Here is a 17083-nt window from a genome sequence, read left to right as displayed (position 1 = left end):
GAACCGGTCGTCACATTGGTCAGGTGGTAGATGGTTCCATCATGGATTTGCAGATTGCTGACACTGCCTCGGGAAGTGATGTTTCCAAACGAACCGCCAGTAGACTCACGGGCAGATTCGCTGATGATAAAGTTATAGATTTCAATGTTTTGTGTCTGTAGTCCTGCATCGGCCAGCAGTTCGATCCCGGCATGATAGAATTGTTGCACTTTGACATTGAATATTTTGACATTGTTTCGGTTTTGTACCTGAATGCCCGAGAAAGCCGAGTAGGATTTACCATCGAGGGTAAACCCGCTTACAGACTGATTGCCATTGGTGAGTGAAGTGCTGTAGAGCTGAATGGCACCATACCACCAGACGAAGGTACCGTTTTTGATAACGGTCTGGTCGATACCTGCCCCCTGCAGCGAAACGCCAGGTTGGAGTTTCATGGGTTGTTCGTCATAGGTACCAGCGGCCACATTGATTGTGTGAGAACCCGCAGGTACAGCCTGAGCCGCTTTAGCGATGGTTCTCCAGGGTCTGGATTGAGACCCATCGTTACTGTCGCTACCGGATGTACTTACATAGTAATCTGTGGCAAATGTGGGTATAGATAAAATACTGGTGATTGCAACGGCCAATGCATATTTTAATTTTTTTCTGGCCCGGATCGTAAACGTAAACATAGCTGTTAATTTTTTGGGTGATTAACCTGGCATTAAACTTTAGGGTTAATCACTGGTGAGTGAATTATTCAGACTGTGGTTTTACGTTTCGGAAGTAGTTCGGAGAGAGACATGTGCACGTATCTTTTCATCCTGTTCCAAAACTGAGGGAGAATACGGAGGAATTAACAAGGAGGTTATCAGCCTTTTACAGTATCATTTTTGTAGGTATGTAAGATTTGCGTTTTCAGCCTGGTTACCTTTAAAAGCTGTTAGTTTTATTGACCTACAGCAGTTTATATTTTTGCACTAGAAAAACGACAGCAGTTGGTTTTGCTTTTTTCGCTTGAAAATCAGTACAATATTGGGTGATTTTTTTCGGGATATTGTAAACAATTATATATAAAAATCATGCCTGCTCCCCAAAATGTAGAAATCTTTTCACAAGAATAAATTTGTTCCACACAATATTAACGGTGCCTCTTTTGATAGAAAAATTAAGGGTAAATGTTAAAAGTAATAGTGTGAGATAATGCAAAAAACCTCTGCTTTTGGCAGAGGTTTCTGATAATAATATAAGATATTTTTTACGTCAGAATGTGTATTTATTCTCTGTGATCAGATGCTCAGCAATACGGCGACGAGTTTCTTTAGTATTGATTGGGGTAACTTTTGTAAACCGTTTTAAGCCCATTAACATACCTCGCTGCTCATCTCCTTCTGCAAAAGAATTAATAGCATTTTTGCCTGCAACATTGATACGTTCTACGGCATCATTGATATACAGACGTGTCATATCAACTTGTAATGCTGAAGCAGCTTCTCCTTTAGTACTGATGAGTTTTTCTGTACGTAATAATACAGATTCACAGGCATAGGTCTCAATAAGCATGTCTGCAATGTTCATAATAATTTCCTGTTCTTCTGACAGCTTCATCATAAACTTTTGAACAGCTGCACCTGCTACCATCAGAACGGCCTTTTTCATATTGCGCAGATATTTCTTCTCTGTCACAAACAATCCTTCTTCTTCCTCTCCAAATTCAGGAATTGCCAGAATTTCTTTTGCTACTGCCATAGCGGGTCCCATCAAATCCAATTCTCCTTTCATCGCCCGTTTTAAGATCATATCTACTGATAGCAGACGGTTAATCTCATTAGTGCCTTCAAAGATCCGGTTAATGCGGCTATCGCGGTATGCACGATCCATAGGAGCATCTGCAGAGTAACCCATACCTCCATATACCTGTACACCTTCGTCTACTGTATAATCCAGTACTTCAGAACCATGTACTTTCAATATAGCACACTCAATGGCAAACTGTTCAACCCCTTTCAGTTTTGCATCCGCTTCTGACATACCACCCGAAATCAATGCTTCAATTGTATCTTCAATGTTTTGACCTGCTCTATAGCAAGCTGATTCAGAAGCATAGATTCGAGTAGCCATTTCACCCAATTTATATTTGATGGCACCAAAAGTCGAAATGGATACCCCAAATTGTTTGCGTTCATTGGCATAGTTGATGGCTTTGTCCAGCGTCATCTTAGAAGCACCAATAGCAGAAGCTGCTAGTTTGATCCGTCCGATGTTGAGGATATTTACAGCTATTTTAAATCCATTTTCACGAGATGAAAGCATATTCTCAATGGGTACATGGCAATCATTGAAGAATATCTGACGGGTATCAGAGCCTTTAATACCCATTTTATGTTCAGGTGCATTCATGGTAACACCACCAAATCCTTTTTCAACGATAAAAGCAGTCAGGTTTTTGTCATTGTCAATTTTAGCAAAAACGATGAATACTTCTGCAAAGCCTCCATTGGTAATCCACATCTTCTGGCCATTAATGATATAATGTTTGCCGTCAGCAGATAAAACAGCTTTAGTTTTACCAGAGTTGGCATCTGACCCACTATCTGGCTCTGTTAAGCAATAGGCTGCTTTCCACTCTCCAGTAGCTAGTTTTGGTAAATATTTTGCTTTTTGGGCATCATTACCATAATATAAAATAGGAAGGGTGCCTATACCTGTATGAGCAGACAGAGCAACAGCAAAAGAATGTCCAGCGCCTATTTTTTCAGTAACCAACATAGAGGTATTGAAATTCATACCAAACCCGCCATATTGCTCAGGAATAGAGGTCCCCAGTAATCCTAGTTCTCCGGCCTTATCCATTAAACTGGCCATCAGCTCAGGACTTTTGGCAGAATCAATCTCTTCTAACCTAGGGAGTATTTCCTTGTCCAGAAAATCCTCGCAGGTTTGTGCAATCATGCGTTGTTCTTCTGAGAATTCTTCTGGAATAAATACCTGACCTGCTTCTGTTTCTTTAATTAGAAACTCACCACCTTTGATTGTTTTGTTTACGACAGCTTCCATGAGAGTATACAGGATTAAATGTGATCAATCTATTAAAAGGTAATTGTGACTATTTCAAGTTCAAATATAATAAAAATCGTTATGCATGCATACTGTTGTTGATTTTTTTTTCGGAAAAGTTAGTAATTGTTCGAGTAGGCCTGAACAGTAATATTTTATATTAGAAAACGGATAACTGAAGCGTCTTATTTTCAGCATTAAATAGTGTATTCTTTTGTTTTCGTGGCTTTCGTTCTACCTTTGCATTTCTGTTTTAGACGCTTTGCTTAAACTATTCATACTTTTGTAAACAGCCGATAACACAGATCCCAACCATATATCCGTCAGAAGCGGTACACAGTAAACAATAATAAATTATTTATGCAATTAAGCGAACAGGAAGTTGTTCGGCGTGGAAAATTAGAGCAATTACGTAGCCTGGGTATTGACCCTTATCCTGCCGAAAGTTTTGAGGTAAATGCCTCTATTAGAGATATTCAGGAAAATTACGAACGGAGTAAGACTGACTATAAGAATATTTCTATTGCCGGACGTATCATGAACTTCCGTATCATGGGAAGTGCATCTTTTGCTGAACTTCAGGATGCTACAGGCCGGATGCAGGTTTACATACGTCGTGATGATATATGTCCAGGTGAAGATAAGACACTTTACAATACTGTTTTTAAAAAATTATTAGATATAGGTGATATCATTGGGGTGCATGGGTATGTATTTACCACACAAACCGGAGAGATTACTATTCATGTGACAGAGTTCAAACTATTGACAAAGGCGTTACGTCCTTTGCCTATGCCACGTGTAGTGGAGGAAAATGGGGAGACAAAAGTATTTGATGCCTTTACAGATCCTGAATTACGTTACCGTCAACGGTATGTAGATCTTATTGTGAATCCGGATAAGCGGGATATTTTCCTGAAAAGATCTCAGTTAGTTAATTCCATGCGGACTTTCCTGACCAATCGGGGTTATCTGGAAGTAGAGACACCTATTCTGCAACCGATTCATGGTGGAGCTACTGCTCGTCCGTTTAGTACACATCACAATACACTGGATATGCCATTGTATCTGCGTATTGCCAATGAGCTATACCTGAAACGGTTGATTGTTGGTGGTTTTGATGGGGTATTTGAATTTGCCAAAGATTTCCGTAATGAAGGGATGGACCGTACACACAACCCAGAGTTTACACAGGTAGAGTTCTATGTGGCGTATAAGGATTATCAATGGATGATGGATACCACAGAAGAGATGCTGGAAAAAGTAGCAATGGATCTGCATGGAAAGACTCAGGTACAGGTTGGTGAGAATACAATTGACTTTCAGCGTCCATGGAAAAGATTAACTTTATTTGGAGCCATTCAGGAGTACACTGGCATTGATGTGTCTGCCATGACAGAAGACCAACTTCGGGAAACTGCTCAGAGTATAGGAATTGAGGTTGACAGCTCTATGGGAAAAGCTAAGCTAATTGATGAAATCTTTGGAGAGAAAGTAGAGCCTAATCTTATCCAGCCTACCTTTATTACTGATTACCCAGTTGAGATGTCGCCATTGACGAAAAAACATCGCAGCAAACCTGGTTTGGTAGAGCGTTTTGAGGCTATCTGTAATGGTAAGGAGATTTGTAATGCCTACTCTGAGTTAAATGATCCATTAGATCAGCGTGAACGCTTTGAAGACCAGTTGCGCCTGGCAGAACGTGGCGATGAAGAAGCGATGGCATTGGATGAAGATTTCCTGCGTGCACTGGAATATGGTATGCCTCCAACAGCAGGTATTGGTATTGGTATAGATCGTCTGACAATGATTATGACCAACCAACCCACTATTCAGGAAGTATTGTTCTTTCCTCAGATGCGGCCAGAACAGAAAATAGCGGCTCCTACAGATAAAGACTATCGTACGGCAGGTGTACCAGAAGAATGGATACCTGCTTTATTGAAGATGCCTTTTACTACATTTAATGATTTCAAAGCAGCTAATCCAAATAAGTTGTTTAACGATTTGGGCGGGTTAAGAAAGAAATTGAAGATCGAGGCTAAAATGCCAACATTAGATGATGTGAAAAGCTGGATTGGCTAAAATGAGTTAGTTATAAAACAGAAAATCCCTGATAAATGCATCTTATCAGGGATTTTCTGTTTTATAGAGAATATAAAAGAAGTTATTTCTTCCAAAATTTATTCAACAAGGATTTCAAACCGCTTTCTTTTGTCTCATCTTTCTTTTCCTCTGGTTTTGAGCTTACAGCAACTGTAGATTGCTTAATAGCTTGCTCAGATTGTTGAATACTGTATTTACCTTTATTGTAAGATTTACGTGCTGGCTTGGATAATCCATACATAGCCTGGATCTTTTTTACCTTATCCTGAAAGGTTTTTCCCTTTCCAGCATCTACCATTGCTACATAGTTGGCATATCCTTCTATTGCACTAAGCAAGTCTCCTCCTTTTCCCCATGTTTTTCCTGCTATACCTTCTTTTTCAATTTTATGCAATAAAGCGCGAAATTTATGTAGTGTAGCTCTATCTACATTGGGTTTCTCATTTACCACAATTCCTGTTACCTCTTTTTTTCCACCTTTACGCATTACCTTGTCTTTCTCTGGATGTACATGAAATCCTTCGCTCTGTACAATCTGATAAACAAGGCTTTTGAGTTTATTAACATTTTTAGTTCCATCCCCTGAAGTAGAAAACGTAAGATCATCTGCATAGCGGGTATAGGTAAATCCCAGTTTTTGAGCTAGACCCTGCAATCTGCGATCCAAGCGATGACAAAGAACATTGGTGATGGACGGGCTTGTGGGTGCTCCCTGTGGCAGAAAACGATCACCGGAACAAACATACCAGGTTTCTCCATCCAGCTCTGCCTGCTCTACCTCTGATTCTGTGCAAAGAAGTGCAAGTATAGTTGCCACAGCTTCTGAATAACCCATTTTGAAAAATACCCCTTTGACACGTGGATAGGTAATAGTGGGAAAGAAATCTTTCAAATCCATGTTGATGACTACTTCTGCACCTACATGTGGGAGGGCATTGCTAACTATAGAACGCTGTGCTAAAAATCCATGTGCGGCTTCGTGGCAATCTGTTTTTGAAAAGATATTCTGTAAAATCCAGTACTGAGCTTTTTTGAGACGCGGCATAGGTGCCGAAATGAGTCGCTTACCACCTGTCTTCTTAGCAATATAAAAACGCCGATAGTGATTATGTTTGGATACCGTCCTGCAAAAAGATAAGAAACGGAGCTCATTGACAGATATTCCTAAAGCATTAGCTAAAGAAGCTGTGTCTGTTAATACAGGTAAGCCTTTTTGAGTGAGCCTTTGTGTATCAGATTCCGTTTGATTTAATCCTTCAGATACCCCTTGGCCTGCATAGATAATTTCCTTTTCCTTACGTTGTTTCCAGCGTTCTGCGTTTTCTTTACGTTCCAGCTCCCGACGTTGTTTGGTTTCTTCCCGCTTCTTTCTGGATTCAGCCATACGCTGCTTCCGCATCTCTTTAAGTACAGCATCCGGGTCCTCTACACGACGTTGCTCTGTGAGTAATGCTCTTATTTCACGACCGAGCTCGGCCTCACGGGTAATGATCTGTTCTGGTACAGAAGGTGCATTTTCATTCTTAGGCCAGAACCCCAGACGAATCATGTCTTTTAATATGACTTCTTCTCTGGATCCTCCGGAACGAATGCGTTCATATAATTCCTGGCGATTTTTGGGACGGGTTTCTTCTGGTGATGAGGTTGCGTTTTCGGCCATAAAAACGGATTCTTTAATATAGATTCTGGTTGATGTTATGCATAGATAGCAGCATTTCTATCTGCTTACAGATAGGTAAAGGCTCTCAAAACTATGGCTTTTCAGAATAAAAGCAAGTTTGAAAGTAAAAAATAACAACACTTCTATTTATAAAAAATGAAAAAAGTAAAGAGCCTGAAAATTAAATGGATTACAATAGTCAGATAAGCTCTGACAGGTTTTGTATTCTATTGACCAGAACACCAATCAGAATTCCTGAGTTATGCTATGGTCAATAGAAATACTCTGTACTAGTTATCAGGATACTTTGAAAATATTACCCAATACACGGTAGAAACCTCCCTGTGCAGATTCCTTTAACTCATCCACAATGTATTGCATTCCTTCAATACGAATATCTCTTGGAAACTGTACATACCAGTCTTTGTGATATCCTTCGTCCAATACTTTTACCCGTAGTTTTCCTGCTTCTTTCACACATTGCACTCGTATACCTTGTGTATTCTGAGATGCCACTTCCAGCAGGTTGGTTTGTGCAACAGCAACCGCTTCGGGAGCTTTAATATCTGTCAGAGTAGGAGTATCTCCTGTTTGTGCTTTTTGAATGGCTTCTTCACTTACATCCACACAGGCCAGATAACCAAACGTGGTTACTATATAAAGATTATCCTTAAAATGCTGCATAGAAAGAACAGATCCAAGATTAGTAGCAAGTTTCCATAGTCGTTGTCCTTCTGTATTGAAGCAATAGACATTCCCCTGATTGTCTCCTCCAAAAACATAACGTCCGTCTTCCGTAGCAGCACAGGAGTATACAGAAGCGTCTGTTTTGAATGTCTGCAATACTTCTCCCGTTTTACTCAGACAAACCATATTGGCCTGACTTGTTCCTGCATATAAAACGTATTTATCCTGATAACCGAACAATACCGCCCCTGTCTTGGTATGCCATGTTTCTTTACCTGCTCCATCATAACAGGCTACACCTGTGGAGTCACCATAAAATACCTCTCCATTAAAGTTAGCCCGAATCATCCATGCTGAATTCCCTTTACCCTTTCTGCGCCAACTTTCATTACCCTCATAATCGAACAATGCAGCATTTCCATCACCGTCCGATACTGCCAGCCAGCCATTATTTACATCAAGCCAGAAAATATCTACATCTTCGCTAATCTCATACGCAATTCGAGGCAATTTACCTGTAAGATCATATACATTTCCGTCATCACAACCTGCATAGATCCAAGCGTCGTCTGCCACTATACACTTTACACCTTCCGGTAATTTGTATTGTTCCAATACCTCTCCAGTGTGCGACAGCTTAAACACCCGGCCATCCTGATTACCAAGCCAGCAGGCACCTTCATTAATAAAAATCCCAAATGCCATCGCATTGGAAGCAAATCTCCATAAGGAAGGAAGCTTGGGAGTAGGAGCAATCGGCGTCCGGGTATGAGAGGATGAGCTTGTGGACTGTCGTGATCCTGAACCCGAACTTCTACTTGTGGATGTGGTTTGTGGTGTAGGAGTTGCCTCTACAAATCTGCGGGTAATTTTGCGTTTTTTTCGAACTCCCTGTACAGCCTCTTCGTATCCTTTCTTCCGTTTTTCTTTTAGCTTTTTTTCAGCTTCTTTTTGAGCTGTTGTTGCGTCTGCAAAACTTAGTGCTTGTTTGGTACCGTCTGTGCCAATGCGGCCATACCGGATATTTACTTGTGTGCCATCTACTTCAACTTCATAAAATTTGTGTGATCCATCTGATTCGGAAAGTTCCAGATACGTTTTTTCTGCCATAGTCGGTGTTAATTGGTTGAAAATTAAATTAAAAATATATAAAACGAGGTTATGCAAAAGAACAAACTATCTCTTATCTCATCTTTGCCCGTTTAGCGAGATATTCTTTCAATATATGATCAAATCCTTCTGCAATATCAGTTTCTATCAGATCAATCTTATATTGTCCACATTTTAGTTTTAACTCTGTATTGAATCTTCGAATAGATTCCCTATAGTAATCTTTGATCTGAGCAGGTTGCACTTTAATGTGTTCTCCACTTTCGAGGTCAATAAATTCATGAGGGCGGTCTTCAAACTCAAATTCTGCTTCCGTTTTTTTGTCAGTTACATGAAAAAGCAATACTTCATGCTGATTGTGTTTTAGATGTTGTAGTGCTGAAAACATCTTGTCAGCCTGTGCGATGTTGTCAAACATGTCGCTAAATATAATGACAAGTGAACGACGAGGAACTTTATCTGCAATCTCATGCAGTACTTCTGCAACAGCGGTACTACCTGTAGGTTTGTTTGTTTGTAACAGATTCTGTAATAACAGAAAAATCTTATGAATGTGTGATGGAGTGGACTTAGTCGGTGTATGTGTAATTACTTTATCGGCAAAAGTACATATACTGACAGCATCTTTCTGTTTTTGGAGCAGATAGGCAAAGCAGGCTGCTGCCATTACTGAAAATGTAATCTTACCCTTATTCTCCTGCGGATAAAACATAGAAGGAGAAACATCTAGTAGAATTTGACAGCGTAAATTTGTTTCTTCTTCATAACGTTTGGTAAACAATCTATCTGTTTTTGCATAAACCTTCCAGTCGATATGGCGAGTACTTTCACCTGTGTTGTAGAGGCGATGTTCGGCAAATTCCACTGAAAATCCATGAAAGGGAGATTTATGTAATCCAGTAATAAAGCCTTCTACCATCTGTTTGGCCAGGAACTCTATATTCCCAAATTCCCGGATCTGCTTTAATTCCATGATATAGCTATCTTTAGTCTTCAGTTATACGATACAAACGATTTCCAGTTTGAGTTTTGCATAATCCCAGTTTGGATATTTACAAAAAAAGCCTGGAAATGAATTCCAAGCTACACATTATCATAGAAAAAACAGAACAGGTTTTGTATTAGTTAGAATATTTCTTCACAAACCCATCAGAAAATCCATGTTCTTTAAGTGAAGCAATAAAAGCTTCTGCCTCTTTCTTTTTAGAGAATGTACCTGCTACCACACAGAATTTTTTGCTGTCTTTGATCTTTTCCACCAGAATATAAACTTGATGGATTTCTTTGTCAACCAGCCCTTTGCAAAAATTTACTGCATTTTCAGCCTGTAGAAAAGAGCCTATCTGTACCCCAAAGCCTTTAGTGGCAGCAGTTGCACCTTTCATTGTATAGGTTTTACCAGGCTCATATTGTACTGAAGAATAAGATGGTTCTGGAATAGAGTAAGTTTTGTGGCCTTGTGCAGTAGAAGGATTTATTTTTCTGGGGACGACTGGCTCTACCGTTTGGGCGATAAGATCAGGATTGGGTTCTGTATCGGGTGCGCCCATTCCAATTACTTCAACTTCGACAGTTGCTGTACCTGCCGCTATTAACTCTAATTCTTTGGCTGCCACATATGAGACATCTATCAGGCGGCCATGACTAAAAGGACCACGATCATTAATTCGGACGATAACAGATCTGTCATTGCGAAGATTGGTGACTCTTACAAGAGTCCCAAATGGGAGAGTCCGGTGAGCTGCCGTGAGTTTTTGATTATGATAACGTTCTCCATTAGAAGTGCGCCGGCCTTGAAACTTGTGTGCGTAATAAGAAGCTTTTCCTTTCTTTTTGTATCCGTTTTCGGTCTGCGCTTTCACATTTTGTGGTAACAACAAAAAGATTGTTAAAAATGTAAGAATACAAATCTGGATGGATGTAAAGATCCATTCCGCTTTCATAGTTTTTTTTTCCATACTACTAATAAAATTTAGTACAACATCTTCCCTATTTCTCTGAAAAAAGCCACTTTGTTACCCATTGCTGTAAAGCGTATTTATGCCTTAATACTTTGTTTTCCAGTAATTTGTTGCCAAAATCCGCTTTTTTCAATAATCAATAATAAAAAAACAGATTCAATAAAACTAGTCTTTGGAAGACTGAAGTTATAGAATTACTGTAAGATTGGGCGGAAAATGCACCATTTTTTATACAGGATTTTTAGCCTGATACGGATAAAAATAACAGAATGTTTTACAGAAAATTTGCAATTCTGAGCATAAAATACTTTTTTAGTAGCCGTAAAACCATTTTCAATAGTTAAACTTTTAAACCCAAGGATTGTGGAAGAGCAAAGAGAAAAAGCTGAATTGTACTCTAAACGTGTGAGAGCCGGAAAAAGAACGTATTTTTTTGATGTAAAAAGTACGCGCGGCAATGACTACTACCTCACCATAACCGAAAGTAAACGCCGGTTTCGGGATGATGGCTTTGTGTACGAAAAGCACAAAATCTTTCTTTACAAAGAAGACTTTGATAAATTTATCGAAGCGTTAAAAGAAGTAGTGGATCATGTGAAAACTGATCTGATGCCTGACTTTGATTTTTCACAGTTTGAAAGAGAAGGTTTTGCGGGCAATGAAGAAGAAGAAACAAACGACACTGAGTTGAAATGGGAATGATCTACTCTCGTTTTCAACAAGCAATAAAAAAGCATCCGTAATTGAGAGGATGCTTTTTTATTTTCAGGCCTGTTACAGATAGCGATTCATTTGTTTCTTAAACTGATAGGAGCCAAATAGGAAGGCAACACCTATAAACATGATAGGAGCCATATAAAGGCCTGTAACTACATCGTGGAAAAGCGAAACTGCCGGAGGACCAAATACGAAGGTAAGGGCTAGTGCAATTCCCAATATCCACAGAAAATAAGCTACTATTTTTATAGGCAGATAAGCCCATGATCTTTTAAATGATTCATTATTCCTGCGAAACTCCTCCTGCCACATCTTTGCATAGCGTAAGGCTTTCTCCTGATGTGTTTCTGGTCGTAGCAAATCCATAAGAAATGAGTATTCTGGAATTAGCTGCTTTTCCTCATTCACCAGTCGCTCATACGCATTATTTATTTCCACAAAAGCCACATCCGCATTATCTGACGGGTTTACATCCGGGTGGATAGCTTTTGCCTTTTTCCAGTAAGCCCGTTTGATCTCTGCCTGGTCTGCGCCCGGTGAAATTCCCAATATCCGATAATCATTTTCAATACCCATGGTTGTCTGGCTTTAAGTGGTAATGCTAACTATTTCATATGCGCTGTCTCCGCATGTATGATTTCATAAAAAAATCAGAAAAATCATCTTACTCCTTTTTCTTTAATTCGGTTTTCTAATGTATTGTAAACGCTGAAAATGCAAAAAAACAGATATTTTTTTCATAAAATTCACTAAAAAAAAGCTACAAAAGGAGCAACTTATTGTTAATCAGTGGGTTGGATGGTGCTGTGGGATCTACCTTATATATGTAAGGTTTTTTAATTTGTAGAAATATCTGTCTATGTAAGGTGTGCATAGTAGAACCTTGTCTGGTTAATAGGACCAGTCCTAGAAAGTACAAAAGGTCTGACAAATACTTTGCCAGACCTTTTGTACTTAGTATGCACCTGAAGGCTTATGTATGAACATTATATTCCTGCAGGGCTGTTTCAATTTGTTTGGGTGATTCCAGATGAATAGTGGCTATCCCCAAAGCTCTGGCAGCTTTTACATTGCGCAAATTATCATCAATAAACAAAGAAACGTTAGGGTCGATTTGATAACGTGTGAGAAGGATAGTATAAAATTCGGGAAACGGTTTACGACTTTTTTCTTCTCCAGACATGACAATGCCATCAAACCAGGATAAGAATTCATATCTGCTCAAGGCAATAGGAAATGTTTCAGCAGACCAGTTGGTCAATGCATATAATTTGTACTGACCAGATTCTTTTAGTTTTTTAAGAGTTTGTACTGTCTCATCAAATGTGCCACCCAGCATTTCTTCCCAGCGTCCGTAAAATGCACGTATTTGTTCTGTATATTCCGGATGTTTTTCTACAAGTTCATCTGTCGCTTCCTGTAGCAGGCGACCTGCATCCTGTTCTTCGTTCCAGTCAGGGGTGCAGATATGTGTCAGGAAATGTTCCATTTCATCAGCAGATGTAAAGATTTTTCGAAATAGGTAGCGAGGATTCCAGTCTATAAGGACTCCCCCTAAATCAAAAATTATTGTATTTATCATTTGTTAGGTTTGATTGGTTGTTGCAGAAATAACCTTTCTATCTATTCATTTGTTCTCTTGGGTGTCAACTTATTTCAGGACGGGACAGTCCTATAAAAAAAGCCCGGCATACCGCAGGGCTTTTTTATTTAGTACTTTTTTGAGCAATCAAAACAACAGCATTATAGTTTAGTTCGGGAGTTTACTGATAGTCAGGTATAGCCTTAGGCGTTCAGTAGGAGATTGGAGATTGGCTACCGAAAACTATTTATATCTTTTTTACGTTCACTGCGTTTTTGCCTTTTCTTCCGTCCATGGTATCAAAGGATACACGGTCGTTTTCTTTAATGCCTTGGTCTAGCAGACCGGTAATATGAACAAAAATTTCCTGATTGGAATCATCATCTTTAATAAAACCATATCCTTTGGTTGCATTAAAGAATTTTACTGTGCCTGTTTGCATGAAAATGAAAAGAAAATATAATGGAACATTCTCCAAATATAAAAATTTAATTTAATTCCAGGCAATAATTTCACTCAAAAAGAAAGGCCGTTTTCAGGCTTTTCAGCATAATATTTCACAATAAGATCAAGATAAAGTAGCATCTTTGGCATATGAAAACAATCTACCTTTTCAGACATGGAAAATCAAGCTGGAAAGATGCCCAGCTAAGTGATTTTGATAGACCTCTTAGCAAAAGAGGTAAGCAGGATGTACCCTTTATGGGCCAGTTGCTGCTTTATATGAATGTGAAACCAGATCTATGGGTCAGCAGTTCCGCAAAAAGAGCCTGGAGCACAGCTAAACGAGTCGCTGCAGAGTTAAAGGTAGGCAAAGAGAATATAATAAAGATGGATCGGCTGTATCATGCAGAGCCGGAAACGTTGCTACAGGTAATCCATGGACTTTCTGTAACAGCTTCTTCAGTGATCCTTTTTGGCCATAATCCAGGTTTAACAGAGTTGGCTACACTGTTATGTGATTATGAGTTTACGGATATTCCAACCAGTGGAGTAGTGGGGATTCAGTTCTCAAAGGCCGCTAACTGGGCAGATGTCAATTTGCATCAGGGGAAAATGATCTTTTTTGAATCCCCTAAAAACAACAGTAGCGCACCTGAGTAATCAGATGCGCTACTATCTTGTAAGGACTACTAGGTTGGATTATGCATAGTTATTTAACATAACAGGCATTACCAGCATCAGTACATCCTCATTGTCATCTTTTTCTTTAGGAAGAATCAATCCGGCACGATTAGGCGCTGATAGTTCAATTACAACATCTTTAGCTGTAAGGTTGCTTAACATCTCTATCAGGAAACGGGCATTGAAACCAATTTCCATTTCTTCTCCATTGTATTCACAAGGAAGCTTTTCTACTGCCTCATTAGAGAAATCCAGATCCTCTGCAGAAATTTTTACTTCCTTAGGCGTAATCCGAAGACGCACTTGGTTCGTTGCTCTGTTGGCGTAGATAGCAATACGTCGCAGAGAAGCCAGCAATTCAAGGCGGCTTATTCCCAAATGGTTAGGATTGTTTTTAGGAATTGCATTGATATAGTCAGGGAATCTTTCGTCAATCAGACGACAGATCATGCGAATATTGTCAAATGTGAAAAATGCATTAGATTGATTAAATTCTGCTCTGACAACTGTTTTTTCTGTTGGCAAAGAAGATTTTAACAGGTTCAATGCTTTTCTTGGAACGATCAGTGTGTTTTCATCTCCAGAGCCGATATCTGTACGACGATATCGGATAAGACGGTGTCCATCAGTAGCTACAAACGTTACACTGTCACCATTCAACTCAAAGAATACTCCCGTCATAGCAGGGCGTAACTCATCGGTGCTGGTAGCAAAAATGGTATTGCCAATAGCTCGTTCCAGTATGTCTGAAGGAAAGTCTACTGAATACGCTTTTTGTACTACAGGAACACGCGGGAAATCAGCCGCATTTTCACCTGACAATTTATAACGTCCATTATCAGAAAGAATTTCAATACCGTATGTGTTGGCATCTATCTCAAACACGATAGGTTGTTCCGGAAGACCTTTCAGTGTATCTAATAATATTTTAGCAGGAACCGCAATACTTCCCACATCTCCCGAATCAATATCCATGTCTGCAATCATAGTTGTTTGCAGATCAGAAGCAGTAATAGTCAGTTGAGTATTATTGATTTGAAAGAGAAAGTTTTCGAGAATTGGTACAATCGGGTTGCTGGCAATAACCCCACTAATAGCAGACAACTGCTTGAGCAAAGCCGAAGAAGAAACGATAAACTTCATATTGGGATATATTTTTTGAATCTATTGGACAAATGTAAGAAAATCAACAATGCGCTTGAAATCCTATGAAAATATTTTTCAAAAGAAGTAAAGCCACTAATAACCTCTTCTCTCAATATACTTTACTTTCTGAATACTTTACTAACTTACACCAGGTTTTATTCTCCTGTTCATCAGACACCTGACCTCTATCTCATCAATTTGCTACCAAGAAACTGCTGTGGCTTTCTCATACTGCATACTTCCTTTTGCGCCAGTAGGCTCTGATCAACCCTAATATTACAATAACTACAATAGGTAATACAAGATTAATAAGTTGCCACTGGAGTCTTTCTTCCTGTACTTTCAACTTATCTAAAGGTCGTAATACTACTTCTTTGGCTCTGGCAGCGATAACTCCGTTTTCATCGATAAGATAATCAACTGCATGTAAGATAAAGTCTTTGTTGGCAAAGGTAGTATTCATAAACTGATCATATCCTAATGCCGCGGGTTTACCTGTTTTGGGATCTATTTCATTCGCTGGCAGATCTCCATCAGAGCAAATAATGATTTTTGACGGATTACCGTATTCTTTGAACATTTTAAAGCGAGGATCGACTTGGGTAATACGGTTGGCATATAACGAATGAAACTTACCTTCTAGGAGATAAGCTACCGACTGTGGCCCTGCACGATATTGTCTGGGATCTGGGTTGAGTCGTGCTTCATTAAAATCAATTTGAGCAGGTACTGCATTTACCTTTGAGTAAGGAGATGTGAACATCAAAGGTGTTTTTTGTATCCCTACTGCTTTTACAGTATCAATTGTACCTACATAATGCAGATAAACAGCATCCAGGTTTCGGACAATAGGATGTTTGGAAAATGTATTCACCAATGGGAAAAAGCGCCAGGGCATTAACTTAACCTGTGGCTGCGAACCCATATTGCCAACAGTCATAGGTATAGCTCCACTGCTCGTCAGGTCCTGAATCACATTGTCATTCAGGCGCACACCATACCTGAAAAATAAATCATCCAGATTTAAGTCATTTTTAATAAGTAGTGTGCTTTCTCCCCGCAATATAGTATCTGATTTAAGGGCATCTACAAAGAATAGTGCTTTTCCTCCATTTACAATAAACTGATCAATTTTATACTTATCTTCTTCTGAAAAGGCTGAATCAGGCTTGGCTACAATGATGGCGTCCAAACCTTTGAGCTCTGGTTGTTTTTGCATAGGAACCAGAAATACATCATAGAACTTCTGAAGCGAAGTAATCATATCCGCCATTTGTATTGGACGCAGATTGCCATAACCCTGAATGATACCAATCCGTTTTCTTTCTTTGTTGGTCAATTGGCGGATCGCAGAGGCAAGTTCGTATTCTACATTCTCTACGGATTGATTCAGAATCTGTTCTGAACTCAATCCTTTGGTACGTTGATTGCCTCTTAATAGCATTACTGGAGCTTCTTTGCCTTCATAACTTACCATAGCACCTGGAATAATAAGACGCTCTACAGTGCTTCCACCTTCCTTATCTACTAGATTTGTAGGTTGAATTCCTTTCTTAATCAGGTTATAGATACGTTCATTTAGTTTTTTCTTATCCGTTTCCTGTGTAATGTCTTCAAATCGAAATCGAATGTTGTTGCCTGCATACGCTGTAAATTCTTCCAGCTTTTCCTTTACAGTAGTACGTAAACGTTTAAACGCTGGAGGAATATCATTCCCTTCCAGATAAACAGTGATAAATACTGGCTCTTCCAGTTTTTCCAGTAAACGTTCAGTGGCAGGTGCAATTGTATAGCGCTGATCTTCTGTTAAGTCAATCCGAAAAAAGAACTGATTGGCTAAAAAGTTAAGAAGCACGATAGCTCCAATTCCAATAAAAAAACGAATGAGTTGTTTTTTCTTCATGAATAATGAAACAGTTAGATACAGTCAATAGCCATTGCAAAAATCCGGGT

General features: G+C 39.2%; 14 protein-coding genes. 3 read left to right on the top strand and 11 right to left on the bottom strand.

Going from position 1 to position 17083, the window contains the following annotated elements; genetic code table 11:
- On the bottom strand, nucleotides 1-671 hold a 671-nt coding region (locus tag QNI15_RS25925), incomplete at its 3' end, for a DUF1565 domain-containing protein (RefSeq protein WP_314034497.1).
- A 571-nt stretch (nucleotides 672-1242) separates the two neighbouring features.
- Nucleotides 1243-3036: an acyl-CoA dehydrogenase family protein gene (locus tag QNI15_RS25920; RefSeq protein WP_314034495.1), complete on the bottom strand. Its 1794-nt coding sequence runs from the start codon at nucleotides 3034-3036 to the stop codon at nucleotides 1243-1245.
- A 360-nt stretch (nucleotides 3037-3396) separates the two neighbouring features.
- On the opposite strand from QNI15_RS25920, the gene lysS reads away from it, so the two are divergent.
- Nucleotides 3397-5121, top strand: a complete 1725-nt coding sequence (gene lysS, locus QNI15_RS25915) for a lysine--tRNA ligase (RefSeq protein WP_314034493.1) — start codon at nucleotides 3397-3399, stop codon at nucleotides 5119-5121.
- A gap of 82 nt (nucleotides 5122-5203) precedes the next feature.
- Here lysS and QNI15_RS25910 read toward each other — a convergent pair whose 3' ends face one another.
- From QNI15_RS25910 to QNI15_RS25895, 4 genes are all read right to left on the bottom strand, one after another.
- A complete protein-coding gene (locus QNI15_RS25910; RefSeq protein WP_314034491.1) occupies nucleotides 5204-6802 on the bottom strand; it encodes a reverse transcriptase domain-containing protein in 1599 nt (532 codons plus the stop codon).
- A 297-nt stretch (nucleotides 6803-7099) separates the two neighbouring features.
- Nucleotides 7100-8599, bottom strand: coding sequence for a WGR domain-containing protein (locus QNI15_RS25905; RefSeq protein ID WP_313983126.1), 1500 nt, complete (start codon nucleotides 8597-8599; stop codon nucleotides 7100-7102).
- Between the two features lie 73 nt (nucleotides 8600-8672).
- A complete protein-coding gene (locus tag QNI15_RS25900) occupies nucleotides 8673-9572 on the bottom strand; it encodes a DUF58 domain-containing protein (protein ID WP_313983128.1) in 900 nt (299 codons plus the stop codon).
- Nucleotides 9573-9720: 148 nt separating this feature from the next.
- On the bottom strand, nucleotides 9721-10542 hold the full coding sequence (locus tag QNI15_RS25895; protein ID WP_314034489.1) for a septal ring lytic transglycosylase RlpA family protein: 822 nt from the start codon (nucleotides 10540-10542) through the stop codon (nucleotides 9721-9723).
- Nucleotides 10543-10923: 381 nt separating this feature from the next.
- Between QNI15_RS25895 and QNI15_RS25890 the strand changes: the two genes are divergently transcribed.
- Complete coding sequence (locus QNI15_RS25890; RefSeq protein ID WP_313983131.1) at nucleotides 10924-11262, top strand: DUF3276 family protein; 339 nt, start codon at nucleotides 10924-10926, stop codon at nucleotides 11260-11262.
- A 72-nt stretch (nucleotides 11263-11334) separates the two neighbouring features.
- Here the strand turns inward: QNI15_RS25890 and QNI15_RS25885 are convergent, their stop codons facing one another.
- From QNI15_RS25885 to QNI15_RS25875, 3 genes are all read right to left on the bottom strand, one after another.
- The gene (locus QNI15_RS25885; RefSeq protein ID WP_313999947.1) at nucleotides 11335-11853 is read right to left on the bottom strand and encodes a J domain-containing protein; all 519 of its coding nucleotides are present in this window, start codon (nucleotides 11851-11853) and stop codon (nucleotides 11335-11337) included.
- A gap of 397 nt (nucleotides 11854-12250) precedes the next feature.
- The gene (locus QNI15_RS25880) at nucleotides 12251-12859 is read right to left on the bottom strand and encodes an HAD family hydrolase (RefSeq protein ID WP_313999950.1); all 609 of its coding nucleotides are present in this window, start codon (nucleotides 12857-12859) and stop codon (nucleotides 12251-12253) included.
- 247 nt (nucleotides 12860-13106) lie between these two features.
- Nucleotides 13107-13301: a cold-shock protein gene (locus QNI15_RS25875; protein ID WP_313983135.1), complete on the bottom strand. Its 195-nt coding sequence runs from the start codon at nucleotides 13299-13301 to the stop codon at nucleotides 13107-13109.
- A 152-nt stretch (nucleotides 13302-13453) separates the two neighbouring features.
- Between QNI15_RS25875 and QNI15_RS25870 the strand changes: the two genes are divergently transcribed.
- Nucleotides 13454-13963, top strand: a complete 510-nt coding sequence (locus QNI15_RS25870; protein ID WP_314034488.1) for a SixA phosphatase family protein — start codon at nucleotides 13454-13456, stop codon at nucleotides 13961-13963.
- Nucleotides 13964-14002: 39 nt separating this feature from the next.
- On the opposite strand, the gene dnaN is transcribed toward QNI15_RS25870, so the two are convergent.
- Both dnaN and gldG read right to left on the bottom strand, forming a co-directional pair.
- A complete protein-coding gene (dnaN, locus tag QNI15_RS25865) occupies nucleotides 14003-15127 on the bottom strand; it encodes a DNA polymerase III subunit beta (protein ID WP_313983138.1) in 1125 nt (374 codons plus the stop codon).
- A gap of 229 nt (nucleotides 15128-15356) precedes the next feature.
- Nucleotides 15357-17033 carry a gliding motility-associated ABC transporter substrate-binding protein GldG gene (gene gldG, locus QNI15_RS25860; protein WP_314034486.1) on the bottom strand — a complete coding sequence of 559 codons (1677 nt, stop codon included), beginning with the start codon at nucleotides 17031-17033 and terminating at the stop codon, nucleotides 15357-15359.
- Nucleotides 17034-17083 lie beyond the last annotated feature (50 nt).

Source organism: Xanthocytophaga flava (assembly GCF_030068545.1).
GTDB classification, from domain to species: Bacteria; Bacteroidota; Bacteroidia; order Cytophagales; family 172606-1; genus Xanthocytophaga; species Xanthocytophaga flava.
Note: the sequence above shows the minus strand (reverse complement) of the source record. Positions and strands in the feature narration are given on the sequence as shown.